The sequence below is a fragment of the Klebsiella sp. I138 genome (assembly GCF_051131765.1).
Lineage (GTDB): Bacteria > Pseudomonadota > Gammaproteobacteria > Enterobacterales > Enterobacteriaceae > Klebsiella.
The window spans coordinates 818,218-833,258 of record NZ_CP180447.1; the positions used below are offsets into that span (position 1 = coordinate 818,218).

The 15,041-nt window shown below is 52.9% G+C and carries 12 protein-coding genes; 7 read left to right on the forward strand and 5 right to left on the reverse strand.

The genetic code is table 11. The annotated features are described in order from the left end of the window. Nucleotides 1-22: 22 nt before the first annotated feature. Genes ACMYSK_RS03735 through ACMYSK_RS03750 form a run of 4 tightly spaced genes read right to left on the reverse strand, consistent with a single transcriptional unit; the run spans nt 23 to nt 3,345 of the window. Nucleotides 23-922 (reverse strand): ABC transporter substrate-binding protein, encoded by a 900-nt coding sequence (locus ACMYSK_RS03735; protein WP_434640329.1) that lies wholly within the window; start codon nt 920-922, stop codon nt 23-25. A gap of 44 nt (nt 923-966) precedes the next feature. Further along, the gene (locus ACMYSK_RS03740) at nt 967-1,635 is read right to left on the reverse strand and encodes an ABC transporter permease (RefSeq protein ID WP_434640331.1); all 669 of its coding nucleotides are present in this window, start codon (nt 1,633-1,635) and stop codon (nt 967-969) included. Beyond that, on the reverse strand, nt 1,635-2,264 hold the full coding sequence (locus ACMYSK_RS03745) for an ABC transporter permease (RefSeq protein WP_434640333.1): 630 nt from the start codon (nt 2,262-2,264) through the stop codon (nt 1,635-1,637). The genes ACMYSK_RS03740 and ACMYSK_RS03745 overlap by 1 nt, the downstream gene beginning before the upstream one ends. Further along, complete coding sequence (locus tag ACMYSK_RS03750; RefSeq protein WP_434640335.1) at nt 2,257-3,345, reverse strand: ABC transporter ATP-binding protein; 1,089 nt, start codon at nt 3,343-3,345, stop codon at nt 2,257-2,259. The genes ACMYSK_RS03745 and ACMYSK_RS03750 overlap by 8 nt, the downstream gene beginning before the upstream one ends. Before the next feature lie 854 nt (nt 3,346-4,199). Between ACMYSK_RS03750 and tdcA the strand changes: the two genes are divergently transcribed. The 7 genes from tdcA to tdcG all read left to right on the forward strand — a co-directional run bounded on the left by tdcA (nt 4,200) and on the right by tdcG (nt 13,083). Next, nucleotides 4,200-5,138 (forward strand): transcriptional regulator TdcA, encoded by a 939-nt coding sequence (tdcA, locus tag ACMYSK_RS03755; protein WP_434640337.1) that lies wholly within the window; start codon nt 4,200-4,202, stop codon nt 5,136-5,138. Nucleotides 5,139-5,320: 182 nt separating this feature from the next. Then, nucleotides 5,321-6,310, forward strand: a complete 990-nt coding sequence (gene tdcB / locus ACMYSK_RS03760) for a bifunctional threonine ammonia-lyase/L-serine ammonia-lyase TdcB (protein ID WP_434640339.1) — start codon at nt 5,321-5,323, stop codon at nt 6,308-6,310. A 20-nt stretch (nt 6,311-6,330) separates the two neighbouring features. Beyond that, on the forward strand, nt 6,331-7,662 hold the full coding sequence (tdcC, locus tag ACMYSK_RS03765; RefSeq protein WP_434640340.1) for a threonine/serine transporter TdcC: 1,332 nt from the start codon (nt 6,331-6,333) through the stop codon (nt 7,660-7,662). A 28-nt stretch (nt 7,663-7,690) separates the two neighbouring features. Continuing rightward, nucleotides 7,691-8,899: a propionate kinase gene (gene tdcD, locus ACMYSK_RS03770; RefSeq protein WP_434640342.1), complete on the forward strand. Its 1,209-nt coding sequence runs from the start codon at nt 7,691-7,693 to the stop codon at nt 8,897-8,899. Between the two features lie 32 nt (nt 8,900-8,931). Beyond that, nucleotides 8,932-11,226, forward strand: a complete 2,295-nt coding sequence (gene pflB, locus ACMYSK_RS03775) for a formate C-acetyltransferase (RefSeq protein WP_434640344.1) — start codon at nt 8,932-8,934, stop codon at nt 11,224-11,226. Between the two features lie 13 nt (nt 11,227-11,239). Next, nucleotides 11,240-11,629 carry an enamine/imine deaminase gene (locus ACMYSK_RS03780; protein WP_434640345.1) on the forward strand — a complete coding sequence of 130 codons (390 nt, stop codon included), beginning with the start codon at nt 11,240-11,242 and terminating at the stop codon, nt 11,627-11,629. A gap of 89 nt (nt 11,630-11,718) precedes the next feature. Continuing rightward, the gene (gene tdcG / locus ACMYSK_RS03785; RefSeq protein WP_434640347.1) at nt 11,719-13,083 is read left to right on the forward strand and encodes an L-serine ammonia-lyase; all 1,365 of its coding nucleotides are present in this window, start codon (nt 11,719-11,721) and stop codon (nt 13,081-13,083) included. A 99-nt stretch (nt 13,084-13,182) separates the two neighbouring features. On the opposite strand, the gene hpaX is transcribed toward tdcG, so the two are convergent. Then, on the reverse strand, nt 13,183-14,553 hold the full coding sequence (gene hpaX, locus ACMYSK_RS03790; protein ID WP_434643830.1) for a 4-hydroxyphenylacetate permease: 1,371 nt from the start codon (nt 14,551-14,553) through the stop codon (nt 13,183-13,185). Nucleotides 14,554-15,041: the final 488 nt, after the last annotated feature.

A 15,041-nucleotide genomic window follows, 5' to 3' on the forward strand; every position in this document is an offset into this window, starting at 1 on the left:
AGCCACTCCCTGGCAGAGGGGATTAAGGGCTTGTCAGATTGGCATTAACCCATTGCTCGGCAACGGCCGCCGGGTCTTTATGCTGAAGATCGACCTGCTGGTTCAGTGCGATTAGCGCCGCATTGTCGAGCCTGGCAGAGACTGCATTGAGCACGCTGCTGACATTCGCGGAGAGGCTGGCTTTGCGCACCAGTGGGACCACGTTCTGGCTGGGCTGCTCATGCTTATCGTCGGCTAATACCACCCAATCCTCTTTGGCCAGGTTGCCCTGCGTGGAAACGACGGTCGCGACGTCGATTTTGCCGGAGTTCAGCGCCAGGCGGGTCAGTGGCCCCCCCATATCCAGCGACTTCACCGCTTTAAACTCAAGGCCATAGACGCGCTTGAGACCCGGCAGCCCGAGCGCGCGAACCGCTAGCTCCGGCGGCCCGCCGATGGTCAACTGGTGGGCAATCGGCTGGAGATCGGACAGTTTCGTCAACTGGTATTTTTTGGCGGTGTCCGCGCGTACCGCCCAGGCGGTAATTGAGGTCGCCGGAGAGGGATCGAGCAGCGCGAAATCCGCGGGGAGCACTTTCGCCAGCTCGGCGCTAACGTCACTCTGGCGAGTAGCCAGCGTTTTCCCGTCATAATAGTTCAGCAGGGCGCCAAGGTATTCCGGCACAATATCGATCTCACCGCTCTTTAGCGCCGGCAAAATGATTTCGCGGTTGCCGAGGTTCAGCCGGGTTTTGACTTCGATATTCTTTTTCTTTAGCGCGCTGGCGTAAATATTGGCGAGAATGGAGCTCTCGGTAAAATTGGCACCACCGATAGTCACGCTTTCTGCCAGCGTAGCAAAACTCAGACTAAATAATCCCGCGGCGAGCAGGGATAAGCGGAACCGCCGGGTGTTAACAGGGAACCCCAGTATATGTTTCATAGAGCCTCTTTATGTGCAGATGATGGATGGTTTCAGGACGGTGTTTAATACTCTGGTGCGATGGCGGTATGGCTAAACTTTCGGTTGCAACAGGAGAAAAGCAGCTCACTGCCGATAGCCAGTAGCGAGACCACCAGCGATCCGGCAATAACCTGCGGGATATCGCGCTGCCCAAGACCGTCGATCAGGAAGCGTCCCAGGCCCCCGAGGCCGGCATAAGCAGCGACCACGGCGGTGGCGATCAGCTGCACCAGCGCGGTCCGCAACCCGGCGATAATCAGCGGCGCGGCCAGTGGAATACGCAGCTGCCACAGGCTTTGCCATGGGGTCATCCCCAGCGCAGTGGCGGCGTCGCAAAGCGGGCGGTCGGCATGATAAATCCCGACCCACGTATTCGTCAGAACAGGGGGGATCGACATTGCTACCAGCGCGGCAAATACCGGAACATCATTAAAGCCAAATAAAATAATGCACAGCAAAATGAGGCCTAATGACGGAATGGCGCGGCCAATATTAAACAGGTTAATAATGATAAAGGCGCCTTTGCGCCAGTAGCCGAGCGCAATACCCAGCGGCAGCGCGATTGCCGATGAGATAAATATGCTGATAAGAACATAATAAATATGTTCGCGCAGGCGTATCAAAATACCCGCATCACCAACCCAGTGTGCCGGTTGTGAAAGCCAGCGGACGGTAGCCAGTAAAATATCCATTAGCGTGCCCAGGGCGTTAGCCAATAGCCGACGTGCGCTATCAGGGAATCCAGTAAAAATGACAGCACGAGGCTTAACGCCAGGCTGACAATAATAGGGGTAAGAAAATCCTGATTAAATCCCGCCAGCAGCAATTGCCCCAGACCACCCTGGCCAATGAGCGCGGTAACGGTGACCAGCCCGACCAGCGTCACCGAGGCGATCCGCAGGCCGGCGAACAGGGAAGGCACCAGCAGATGCAGCTCAATATCAATAAACCGAAATCCGCGCGTATAGCCGAGGGCGCGCGCCGACTCCAGTACGGCGGCGGGTAATTTTTCGATACCGGCGATGACGTTACGCAGCAGGATCAGCAGCGAATAGATCGTTAACCCGATGACCGAGGTCGTCAGCGATAGGCCAGTAAAGGGCAATAAGAGAATAAATAGCGCCAGCGAGGGGATCGTAAAGACGATCCCGCAAAGGTAAATTAACGGCTGGGCGGTGGCGGGCCAGCGCAGCGTCAGAACAATCAATGCCCCGGTCAGCAGGGTGCCACAAAACAGCGAGACGCAAACCAACTGCATATGCTGCCACAGCAGCTCGCCAATCAGGATTTTGTTGTCGATAATCCACTGCCAGTCAATCATAGCGGCGAATTTCCACGTGGCCGTCCAGCACATGCTGGAGCAGAGCGTGAGAAACGCTGCCCTGATATTGCCCGTTGGCGTCGACATGCACCAGCACGCCGCCCGGCGCATCCAGTAATGCGCTGTAGGCAAAGCGGAGCGTGTTCAACGCCGCCAGCGGCTGGACTATCGGCAGCGTGATGCGTTTATCCGGGTCAAACCAGTGTACGGGTCGTTGATGTTTATCCAGCATCAGCCGCAGCGGGCTGATGACCGTTGGATGTGGAGTAGCTATCGGGGCCAAACCTTCATCTATCAGCGGGACATCATGTCGCGGCAGCTGACCCACCTGAATCATTCCCAGACGTTTAAGATTCGGTTCCGGACCAATAAAACGCCGGACGAAATCGCTCGCCGGGTGCGCCAGAATGCGGTCCGGTGTATCACACTGTGCCAGCACTCCCCCTTCCTGAAAAATGGCGATTTTATCACCCAGCCGAATAGCCTCATTAATATCATGCGTCACCAGGACAATAGTCTTATGCAGACGCTGTTGCAGCAGTAACAGCTCGTCCTGCAGGCGCTCGCGCACGACCGGATCAATCGCGGCGAACGGTTCGTCCATCAGCAGAATTGGCGGGTCGGCGGCTAACGCCCGGGCGATTGCCACACGTCCCTGCTGCCCGCCTGAGAGCTGGTGCGGATAGCGTGCAAGCAGGTGGCGGTCCAGAGACATTAAGTCAACCAGCTCATCGATGCGTGCGTTAATCTGTGTTTTGCGCCAACCCAACAGGCGAGGGACCGTGGCGATATTTTGTGCCACCGTGCGATGTGGAAAGAGCGCGGCGCTTTGCATCACAAAGCCAATCTTACGCCGCACCTGAATAATATCGGCCTGTGCGATGTTAACGCCCTGGACATACACGCTGCCGGAGTCCGGTTTATCGAGCTGATTAATCATGCGTAAGATGGTGGTTTTGCCGCATCCGCTGGGGCCGACAAATGTGCAGAATTCACCGCTATTAATGACGAGATTAAGGCCACGGATTGCCGCATGCTCACTGCCGGAGTAGGTCTTATTGATGTTGTCTAATCTGATCATGATAAAATGTAACGCTCTGAATTTATTGATAACTTATGAGTTTCATGGCGGCATGAATAAAATACAAATTACAGAGCGGCTTCAGGGAGGGCAAATACGTTATTCGCATTTGCATAGTTGGAATATGTTCAATTCTTAGCGGACAGAAACATGGTTTTTATCTGGTCTTGCCGCGCAAGGCGTTTTTTTGTTCTGCTGGCGGGCAGAAAACGACGATTCTGCTGCCGTTTTCTGGTCTGTAAGAGGGACGCGCCGAATATTGATTTCATAAATTGTGATGTCAGGCACAAACAGCTGTCTGTGAAAGTTTTTGTCGTATGAAAAATTACATTTGATTTTAATCAAGAAATTACATGCTGCAAAACGTGAAAAAAGCAGAGTTAAAAATGTTTATAAAATGATAATGCCTTGTGTGTTTTATTTAGCGTAAAAATGAATGAAATATACTTTTACAAACAACCAGGGCAAAAAAGTGTGACCCCTTACGATTTTTAAACAAACAAAAGTATTATTTGTCATTATATTTTATTGTTTACACCAACAGTTGAATAACAATACCGCTGAATAAATGCACGGCTAATGGTGAAATAACAGACGTGACCACTATGGAAATAGCTCAAAAATTAACCTTTGTTATCCCCATAAAATATTGTTATCCCCGCATGATTTTTTGACAAAAATCATGCCTTATTGTGCTTATTTATTTGTATCCTATTGATATTGCTGGTTTAACGTTGCGTTTTAAACACGGGTTAAATACCTGTCAGAGGTGTTTGTGAGGGGTCTCACATAACCCTTCGATCGCCATTTGGTACACTTCACCGCGTCGAAAAAATAATTAAAAGCAGGTTGATATGAATACGATTCCTCTGCCAAAAACACAGCACCTGGTCGTTTTCCAGGAAGTTATCAGAAGTGGCTCAATCGGCTCGGCAGCAAAAGAATTAGGATTAACACAACCTGCGGTGAGTAAGATCATTAATGATATTGAAGCGTATTTTGGCACGGAGTTAGTGGTACGCAAAAATACCGGCGTCACGTTGACCAATACTGGTCAGGTGCTGCTGTCCTGGTCTGAATCAATAACCCGTGAAATGAAAAATATGGTCAATGAAATGCACAGTATGACCTGCAACACGGTGGTTGACGTCTCGTTCGGTTTTCCATCGCTGATTGGCTTCACCTTTATGTCTGACATGATCCACAAGTTCAAGAAGGTGTTCCCTAAAGCTCAGGTATCGATGTACGAAGCGCAGCTCTCTTCGTTCCTGCCGGCGATTCGCGACGGACGTCTCGACTTCGCGATTGGTACGCTGAGTGATGAAATGAAGCTCCACGATCTGCATGTGGAGCCGCTGTTCGAATCTGAGTTTGTACTGGTCGCCAGTAAGTCCCGAACATGCACCGGCACCACCACGCTGGAGTCGTTGCAAAACGAACAGTGGGTGTTGCCACAAACCAATATGGGTTACTACAGTGAACTTCTCACCACGCTACAGCGCAGCGGCATCAACAGTGAAAACATCGTTAAAACCGACTCCGTCGTCACGATTTATAATCTTGTTCTCAATGCTGATTTCCTGACGGTTATTCCCTGCGATATGACGATGCCTTTTGGCTCCAACCAGTTTATTACTATCCCGATTACCGAAGCACTGCCGGTCGCACGTTATGCGGCGATTTGGTCAAAAAATTATCGTATTAAAAATGCTGCCTCGGTATTGGTAGAATTAGCAAAAGAATATTCAGCATCTGGCGGTTGTCGCAAAAGACAATTAATTGAAATTGACTAGTTAAACAGATTTATTCTTGGTTATAAATTCATGCCCGCGCGCTGATTACCAGCCGCTGGCACCGGCTAACTATACCCTGAATAATTCAAATCGTAATCGCTGACAGATAATTAATGCTGTCGGAAAAATACGCTTTGAAACATGATGGGATTATTATTTGATATCCAGGTTAAGAGGCTATAATGCACATTACATACGATCTCCCGGTTGCCATTGAAGATATCCTCGAAGCAAAAAAAAGACTGGCAGGAAAAATTTATAAAACGGGCATGCCGCGCTCTAATTATTTCAGTGAGCGTTGCAAGGGCGAAATATTCCTCAAATTTGAGAATATGCAGCGTACCGGCTCGTTTAAAATTCGCGGCGCGTTTAACAAACTCAGTTCATTAAGCGAGGCAGAAAAGCGTAAAGGTGTGGTGGCGTGTTCTGCCGGTAACCATGCGCAAGGGGTGTCGCTGTCCTGCGCCATGCTCGGTATTGATGGTAAAGTCGTGATGCCTAAGGGGGCGCCGAAATCAAAAGTTGCCGCAACCTGTGATTATTCGGCGGAAGTGATTCTCCACGGCGACAACTTTAATGACACCATTGCCAAAGTCAGTGAAATTGTCGAGATGGAAGGTCGTATTTTTATTCCTCCGTATGACGATCCTAAAGTGATTGCCGGGCAGGGCACCATTGGTCTGGAAATAATGGAAGACCTTTATGATGTCGATAATGTGATTGTACCAATCGGCGGCGGTGGTCTTATTGCCGGCGTGGCGGTGGCGATTAAATCAATTAACCCGACAATCAGAATTATTGGCGTGCAGTCTGAAAACGTTCACGGGATGGCTGCTTCGTATTATGCAGGCGCTATTACCAATCATCGAACGACCGGCACCCTGGCTGATGGATGTGATGTTTCGCGCCCGGGGAATCTCACTTATGAAATTGTTCGCGAACTTGTCGACGATATTGTACTGGTGAGTGAAGATGAAATTCGTAATAGCATGATTGCATTAATCCAGAGAAATAAAGTTATTACCGAAGGCGCCGGGGCATTGGCCTGTGCCGCACTATTAAGCGGGAAGCTCGATAGCTATATCCAGAACCGGAAAACCGTCAGCATTATTTCTGGAGGCAATATCGATCTTTCCCGTGTTTCGCAAATTACTGGTTTAGTTGACGCTTAATCTTATGGTGAGGACAGGATATGAGTACTACTGATAGCATTGTATCCAGCGAGACAAGAGAGTCATCCTGGCGTAAATCGGACACCACGTGGACCCTGGGATTATTTGGTACTGCCATCGGCGCCGGGGTGCTCTTTTTCCCCATTCGTGCCGGATTTGGCGGCTTAATCCCAATTCTGTTGATGCTGGTTTTAGCCTACCCCATCGCCTTCTACTGCCACCGGGCGCTGGCCCGGCTATGCTTGTCCGGGTCGAACCCCTCCGGCAACATCACCGAGACGGTGGAAGAGCACTTCGGGAAAACGGGGGGGGTGGTGATCACACTCCTGTACTTCTTCGCCATTTGCCCGCTGCTGTGGATTTACGGCGTCACTATTACCAACACCTTTATGACCTTCTGGGAAAATCAGCTGCAAATGCCGGCGCTTAACCGTGGCTTTGTGGCGTTGTTCCTGCTGCTGCTGATGGCATTCGTCATCTGGTTCGGTAAGGACCTGATGGTTAAAGTCATGAGCTTCCTGGTCTTCCCGTTCATCGCCAGCCTGGTGCTGATTTCACTGTCGCTGATTCCTTACTGGAACTCTGCGGTTATCGATCAGGTGAATCTCAGTAGCATCGCCTTAACCGGTCATGACGGCATCCTGGTAACAGTGTGGCTGGGGATCTCCATCATGGTCTTCTCCTTTAACTTCTCGCCGATTGTCTCCTCTTTCGTGGTCTCGAAACGAGAAGAGTATGAAAAAGATTACGGCCGCGATTTCACCGAGCGCAAATGTTCGCAGATTATCTCCCGTGCCAGCATGTTGATGGTGGCGGTGGTGATGTTCTTCGCCTTCAGTTGCCTGTTCACGCTGTCGCCGGAAAATATGGCGGATGCTAAAGCACAGAACATCCCGGTGCTCTCTTACCTGGCGAACCATTTTGCATCGATGTCCGGCAGTAAATCATCCTTCGCGACGGTACTCGAATACGGCGCATCGATTATCGCGCTGGTGGCCATTTTCAAATCCTTCTTCGGCCACTACCTCGGTACGCTGGAAGGGCTGAACGGCCTGGTGCTTAAATTCGGCTACAAAGGCGATAAAACGAAAGTCTCCACTCGCAAGCTGAACACCATCAGCATGGTCTTCATCATGGGGTCTACCTGGGTTGTGGCTTACGCCAACCCCAATATCCTCGACCTGATTGAAGCGATGGGCGCGCCAATTATTGCCTCACTGCTGTGCCTGTTACCGATGTACGCCATCCGTAAAGCGCCTTCTTTGGCTAAATACCGTGGCCGTCTGGATAACGTGTTCGTCACCGTGGTGGGTTTACTGACCATCCTGAACATCGTCTACAAACTGTTTTAATTAAGCTCAGGATGAGCGGAGTAATGAAATGAATGAATTCCCGGTAGTTCTGGTCATTAACTGTGGTTCGTCTTCAATTAAATTTTCAGTCCTTGATGCAAGCAGCTGTGATGTTTTAATGGCGGGAATTGCCGACGGGATTAATTCTGAAAATGCCTTTTTATCTGTCAATGATGGCGAGCCAGTAAAACTGGCTCACCGCAGCTACGAAGGCGCATTAAAGGCAATTGCATTTGAACTGGAAAAACGTTCGTTAATAGATAGCGTGGCTTTAATTGGTCACCGCATTGCCCACGGTGGAAATATATTTACGCAGTCCGCCGTGATAACCGATGACGTTATTGAGAATATCCGTCGGGTATCGCCATTAGCACCGTTGCATAATTACGCTAACCTCAGCGGCATTACCTGCGCACAGCAGCTTTTCCCGGGCATCCGGCAGGTGGCGGTGTTTGATACCAGCTTCCACCAGACGCTGGCGCCGGAGGCCTATCTCTACGGGCTGCCGTGGAAGTACTTTGAAGAGCTCGGCGTGCGGCGCTACGGTTTTCACGGTACTTCGCATCGCTATGTGTCACAGCGGGCGCATACGCTGCTGGCGCTGCCGGAAGAGGATTCCGGGCTGGTTATCGCCCATCTGGGCAACGGTGCCTCTATCTGCGCCGTGCGCAACGGGCTGAGCGTGGACACGTCAATGGGGATGACGCCGCTGGAAGGGTTAATGATGGGGACCCGCTGCGGGGATGTCGACTTCGGCGCCATGGCGTGGGTGGCCTGCGAAACGAACCAGACCCTCAGCGACCTTGAGCGGGTGGTGAACAAAGAGTCCGGACTGTTAGGTATTTCCGGTCTTTCTTCCGACCTGCGGGTACTGGAGAAAGCCTGGCACGCCGGGCATGAACGCGCCCGCCTGGCAATTAAAACCTTTGTCCATCGTATTGCCCGCCATATAGCCGGTCATGCCGCGTCGCTCCATCGCCTTGACGGGATTATTTTTACCGGCGGCATCGGTGAGAATTCGTTATTAATTCGTCGGCTGGTCATTGACCATTTAGCCGTACTGGGGGTGACCCTGGATCCTGAAATGAACGGCCTGCCCAATTCACGCGGTGAAAGAATTATTTCCGCTCATTCCACCCGGGTTATTTGCGCGGTTATTCCGACGAATGAAGAAAAAATGATTGCCCTCGATGCGATTCACTTAGGAAAAATTAACGCGCAAGTGGAATTTGCATAACTTATTTTTGTCCTGTAGAGAGACTATTTTTCATGAAGGTAGATATCGATACCAGCGATATGCTGTATGCCGAAGCCTGGCTTGGTTTTAAAGGTACGGACTGGAAAGAAGAAATTAATGTCCGCGATTTTATTCAGCACAACTATACGCCATATGAAGGGGACGAATCATTTCTGGCCGAAGCCACGCCGGCCACCACCGCATTGTGGGAACAAGTGATGGCGGGTATTCATATTGAAAATGCGACCCATGCCCCGGTCGATTTTGATAGCAATATCGCGACCTCGATTACCGCGCATGATGCCGGCTATATCGAACAAGAACTGGAAAAGATCGTCGGACTGCAAACGGATAAACCGCTGAAGCGCGCCCTGCATCCGTTTGGCGGCATCAACATGATCAAAAGTTCTTTTGATGCCTACGGTCGCGAAATGGATCCGCACTTTGAATATCTGTTTACCGATTTGCGCAAAACGCACAATCAGGGCGTATTCGATGCCTACTCTCCGGATATGCTGCGCTGTCGCAAATCCGGTGTGCTGACCGGTCTGCCGGACGGCTACGGTCGCGGGCGTATTATTGGCGACTATCGCCGCGTGGCGCTGTACGGTATCCGCTACCTGGTGCGTGAACGCGAGCGACAGTTTGCCGACCTGCAATCAAACCTTGAGTACGGGCAGAATCTGGAAGCAACAATTCGTCTGCGCGAAGAGCTGGCGGAGCACCGTCGTGCGCTCCTGCAAATGCAGGAGATGGCCGCGAAGTACGGCTGCGATATCTCTCGCCCGGCGCGTAATGCTCAGGAAGCAGTGCAGTGGGTCTATTTTGCCTATCTGGCGGCGGTTAAATCGCAAAACGGCGGGGCGATGTCGCTGGGTCGTACCGCCACTTTCCTCGATATCTATATTGAGCGCGACTTCAACACCGGACGCTTAACGGAGCAGCAGGCCCAGGAGCTGATCGATCACTTCATTATGAAGATCCGCATGGTGCGCTTCCTGCGTACGCCGGAATTCGACACGCTCTTCTCCGGCGACCCTATCTGGGCGACCGAAGTGATCGGCGGAATGGGGCTCGACGGGCGTACGCTGGTGACGAAAAACGCCTACCGCTATCTGCATACGCTGCACACGATGGGGCCAGCCCCGGAGCCCAATCTGACGGTGCTGTGGTCTGAAGCGCTGCCGATTGCCTTTAAAAAATATGCGGCCCAGGTCTCTATCATCACTTCATCTTTACAGTATGAAAACGATGATCTGATGCGGGTCGATTTTAACAGCGACGATTACGCCATTGCCTGCTGTGTCAGCCCGATGATCATTGGCAAGCAGATGCAGTTCTTCGGCGCACGCGCTAACCTGGCCAAAATCCTGCTCTACGCAATCAACGGCGGTGTGGATGAGAAGCTGAAGATCCAGGTTGGACCGAAAACGGCGCCGTTGATGGATGATGTGCTCGATTTCGACACGGTGATGGAGAGCCTCGATCACTTTATGGACTGGCTGGCTGTGCAGTACATCAGCGCCCTGAACATCATCCACTATATGCACGACAAGTACAGCTACGAAGCGTCGCTGATGGCGCTGCACGACCGCGACGTGTATCGCACCATGGCCTGCGGAATCGCCGGGCTGTCGGTGGCGACGGATTCGTTGTCGGCCATCAAGTACGCGAAGGTGAAGCCGGTTCGCGATCATAACGGGCTGGCGGTGGATTTTGTTATCGAAGGCGACTATCCGCAGTATGGCAATAACGATCAGCGGGTCGACAGTATTGCCTGCGACCTGGTCGAGCGTTTTATGAAGAAAATTAAGGTGCTGCCGACCTACCGCAACGCGGTACCGACCCAGTCGATTCTGACTATCACCTCCAACGTGGTGTATGGCCAGAAAACCGGCAATACCCCGGACGGCCGCCGGGCCGGCACACCGTTCGCCCCAGGGGCTAACCCGATGCATGGTCGCGACCGCAAAGGAGCGGTGGCATCATTAACCTCCGTCGCTAAGCTGCCGTTCACCTATGCCAAAGACGGTATTTCCTACACCTTCTCTATTGTCCCCGCCGCGCTTGGCAAAGAGGAGACGACACGCAAAACCAACCTGGTGGGGCTGCTGGATGGCTACTTCCATCATGAAGCGCACGTTGAAGGCGGACAGCATCTGAACGTCAACGTGATGAACCGGGACATGCTGCTGGATGCCATCGAGCACCCGGAAAACTATCCGAACCTGACGATTCGCGTCTCTGGCTATGCCGTGCGCTTTAATGCGCTGACCCGTGAGCAGCAGCAGGACGTCATTTCACGCACCTTTACCCAGGCGCTGTAGCGCCGGAGGAACGATGAGAAAGATTATAGAGACCCCACGTGCGCCGGGAGCCATCGGCCCCTATGTCCAGGGCGTTGACCTTGGCCATCAGGTTCTGACTTCGGGGCAGATTCCGGTCTGCCCTGAGACCGGAACGGTTGCCGACAACGTGGCCGACCAGGCGCGTCAAAGCCTGGAAAACGTTAAGGCGATTGTGGTAGCGGCTGGGCTTGAGGTGGGGAGCATCGTCAAGACCACCGTTTTCATTACCGATCTAAATGACTTTGCCACCATCAATCAGGTCTATCAGCAGTTCTTCGATGAACATCAGGCCACCTACCCGGCGCGCAGCTGCGTGCAGGTCGCGCGCCTGCCGAAGGATGTGAAGCTGGAAATTGAAGCCATCGCAATACGCGACGTTTAAGGCAACGGCGACGGCTGAGGGTAGCCTTGCCCGTCGCGAAATGAGTGTGATACCTGCTCTCCACGAAACGGCAATCCGAGGATGTGGATATGATTAGCGCATTCGATATTTTTAAACCTGGCATTGGTCCTTCGAGCTCGCATACCGTAGGGCCGATGAATGCCGGAAAACGTTTTATCGACCAGCTGGTGGGTATGGGAGACATCGCCCATATCACCCGTATCGGGGTCGATCTTTTTGGTTCGCTGTCGTTGACCGGCAAAGGCCATGCGACCGATGTCGCCATTATTATGGGGCTGGCGGGAAACAGACCACAGAATGTCGATATTGACGCCATTCCGGCGTTTATCGAGCAGGTGACGCGCAGCGGGCGCCTGCCGGTCGCCAACGGCGTGCAGACCATGGACTTTCAGATTGCGGACGACATTGTGTTCCATGCCGAAACTCTCCCGTACCACGAAAATGGGATGAGGATCACCGCGTGGAATGGAACAAGCCCGTGGGCAAGCCAGACCTATTACTCCGTTGGCGGCGGTTTTATTGTCGAAGAAGGCGTCTGCGAACAGGGGCAGGTTGCGCAGGCCCCGGTGCCGTATGATTTCCACTCCGCCAGCGAACTGCTTCATCTCTGTGAGCGCAACGGGCTTTCGGTCTCCGGACTGATGATGCAAAACGAGCTGGCGCTGCGCAGTAAGGCAGAAATAGACGCCGGTTTTATGCGCATCCACGAGGTGATGTGCGACGGCATCGAACGTGGGATGAATACCGAAGGGGTGCTGCCCGGTCCGCTGAATGTGCCCCGGCGCGCGGCGGCATTAAGGCGGATGCTGGTCTCCAGCGACAGCCTCTCCAGTGACCCGATGAACGTGATTGACTGGATCAATATGTTCGCCCTCGCGGTCAGCGAAGAGAATGCGGCGGGCGGGCGGGTGGTGACCGCCCCCACCAACGGCGCCTGCGGTATTATTCCTGCCGTGCTGGCCTATTACGATAAATTCCGCCGTCCGGTTAACGCCAATTCGCTGGCGCGCTATCTGCTGGCGGCGGGGGCCATTGGCGCGCTGTATAAAATGAATGCGTCAATATCCGGGGCCGAAGTTGGCTGTCAGGGGGAAATCGGCGTCGCCTGTTCGATGGCGGCGGCGGGGTTGACCGAGCTGCTTGGCGGCAGTCCGGTACAGGTTTGCATTGCGGCGGAAATCGCCATGGAGCATAACCTGGGACTCACTTGTGACCCGGTTGCCGGCCAGGTGCAAATCCCCTGTATTGAGCGTAATGCCATTAATGCGGTTAAGGCCGTCAATGCCGCTCGCATGGCGCTGCGCCGGACCTCCGAGCCGCATGTTTCGCTGGATAAGGTTATCGAAACGATGTATGAAACCGGCAAGGATATGAATGATAAATACCGAGAAACATCCCGGGGCGGGCTGGCGATAAAAGTGCTCTGCGTGTAGGGCGCTTTTGACCGACCCGCTAATACGCAGACCCGTACAGAGAAGGATCGGGGGTGGCAGGTTGCCGCCCCCGATGCATTTTGGTCGGGCCACCGTGGTTTACAGGGTGCTCTGTTTAACCGTCGTTTTCATCGGAATCGAGGCGATGACCACCGCCCCCAGCACGAGGAACCCGGCAACCATAAAGATCCCGGCGTTGAAATTCCCCGTGACGTCTTTCAACCAGCCCATCAACAGCGGCCCCAGCGCCGCGCCGGTCATGCCGGTCGCGTTGATCACCGCAATTCCCAGCGCCCGCGCGCGCAGGGAAATTGACTGGTCAGGGGTGGTCCAGAAAATCACCATGGCGGCAAAGGCGCCGGCGGAAGCCATCACGATACCGGTGTATTGCAGCAGCGGGGTGCTGCTTGACGCGGTGAGCATCCAGCCTGCCGCCGCGAACAGATACGGCAGCAGCGTATGCAGTTTGCGCTCCTTCAGGCGGTCAGAACGTTTGCTCCACCAGATCATTGCGACGATAGTACAGACCTGAGGAATCGCACTCAGAATACCGATGGTGATGTTACTGCTCTGTTCGTTGAAACTGCGCAGAATCAGCGGCGTCCAGACGCTGAGGGCGCTCAGCGTATTGGTCAGGCAAAAATAGGCCAGCGTATAGAGCATGATGACCGGCGTAAACAGCTCACGCAGCATGCTGCGCTGTGACAGCGGCAGGCGGGGTTCGCTGAGCTGCGACTGTTGTGCCGCCTTGCGATCGGCCTCCAGCATCTCTTTTAAACAGGCTTTATCATCGGCGGTCAGCCATTTGGCCTTATCCGGGCTGTCGTCGAGCCAGAACCATACCACCAGCCCCAGCAGCACCGACGGGAACCCTTCGAGTAAAAACAGCCACTGCCAGCCTTTCAGATTCAGCACGCCATCGAGATTGAGAATATACCCGGAGGCCAGCGAGCCGAGCGCCATGGTGACGGGCATCGCAATCATAAACAGGGCATTAGCGCGGGCGCGGTACTGCGCCGGGAACCAGAAAGTTAAGTACAGCAACAGGCCCGGCAGAAAGCCAGCTTCGGCAATCCCCACCAGCATTCTCAGTACGTAAAGGCTGTTCGGGCCAGTGGCAAACATCGTGGCGGTGGAGGCAATCCCCCACACCACCATCAAAATAGCGATCCAGCGGCGCGCGCCGACGATGCTGAGCATGATGTTGCTGGGAATACCGCAAATTACGTACATCACGTAAAACAAGGTGGTGGCCAGGCCGAACATGGTGCTGGTGAGCCCCAGATCCTTGCCCATGGTCAGGCCGGCAAAGCCGATGTTGATACGGTCGAGGTAAGAAAAGACGAACAAAATAAAGAGAAAAACGATTAATCGACGAAATAGTTTATTGATGACGGATTGCTGACGTGCATCCAAAGGTCTCGCCGCAGAGGAAGGCGGGACCAGTACCTCGGAGCGGGTCTGTTCCATTGAAGGACTATTGTTCATCAAAAGCTCCACATTGTGATTATTAGTATCGGTCAACAGGTCGGCTAAACGTATAGGAAACAGACAGGCCAAACGTCAATTTATTGTTTAAAAAATGATACATAATTGTTAGTTGATCGACATTTTAGAATCATAATGAGAGCCAGATCGCCTGGGGATAATACACATAATGCCGGGTGATCTGGTGGCGGAGAAGGGCGTTACGATACTCATAAAACGCGTGAGAAAACCCCTGTTTTCCATCGGTGAGTGGCGGCCTTTAACGTGATGAAAGCGAGTTTTTAGTGAGTTAAACGCGCTGGTGGCGGATGTTAATGTGAGTAATTACTTGAATTTTCATGTAATTGTCGCCTGAGCGAACGCCCATCTCTGGCGGCTGCCGTCGGTTAACGACCGCTGTCAGCAATATGATTCATTTTTAATTGCCTGCTAATTAATTATGAAGCTTATTGTTGGCGGGGTGACATCCG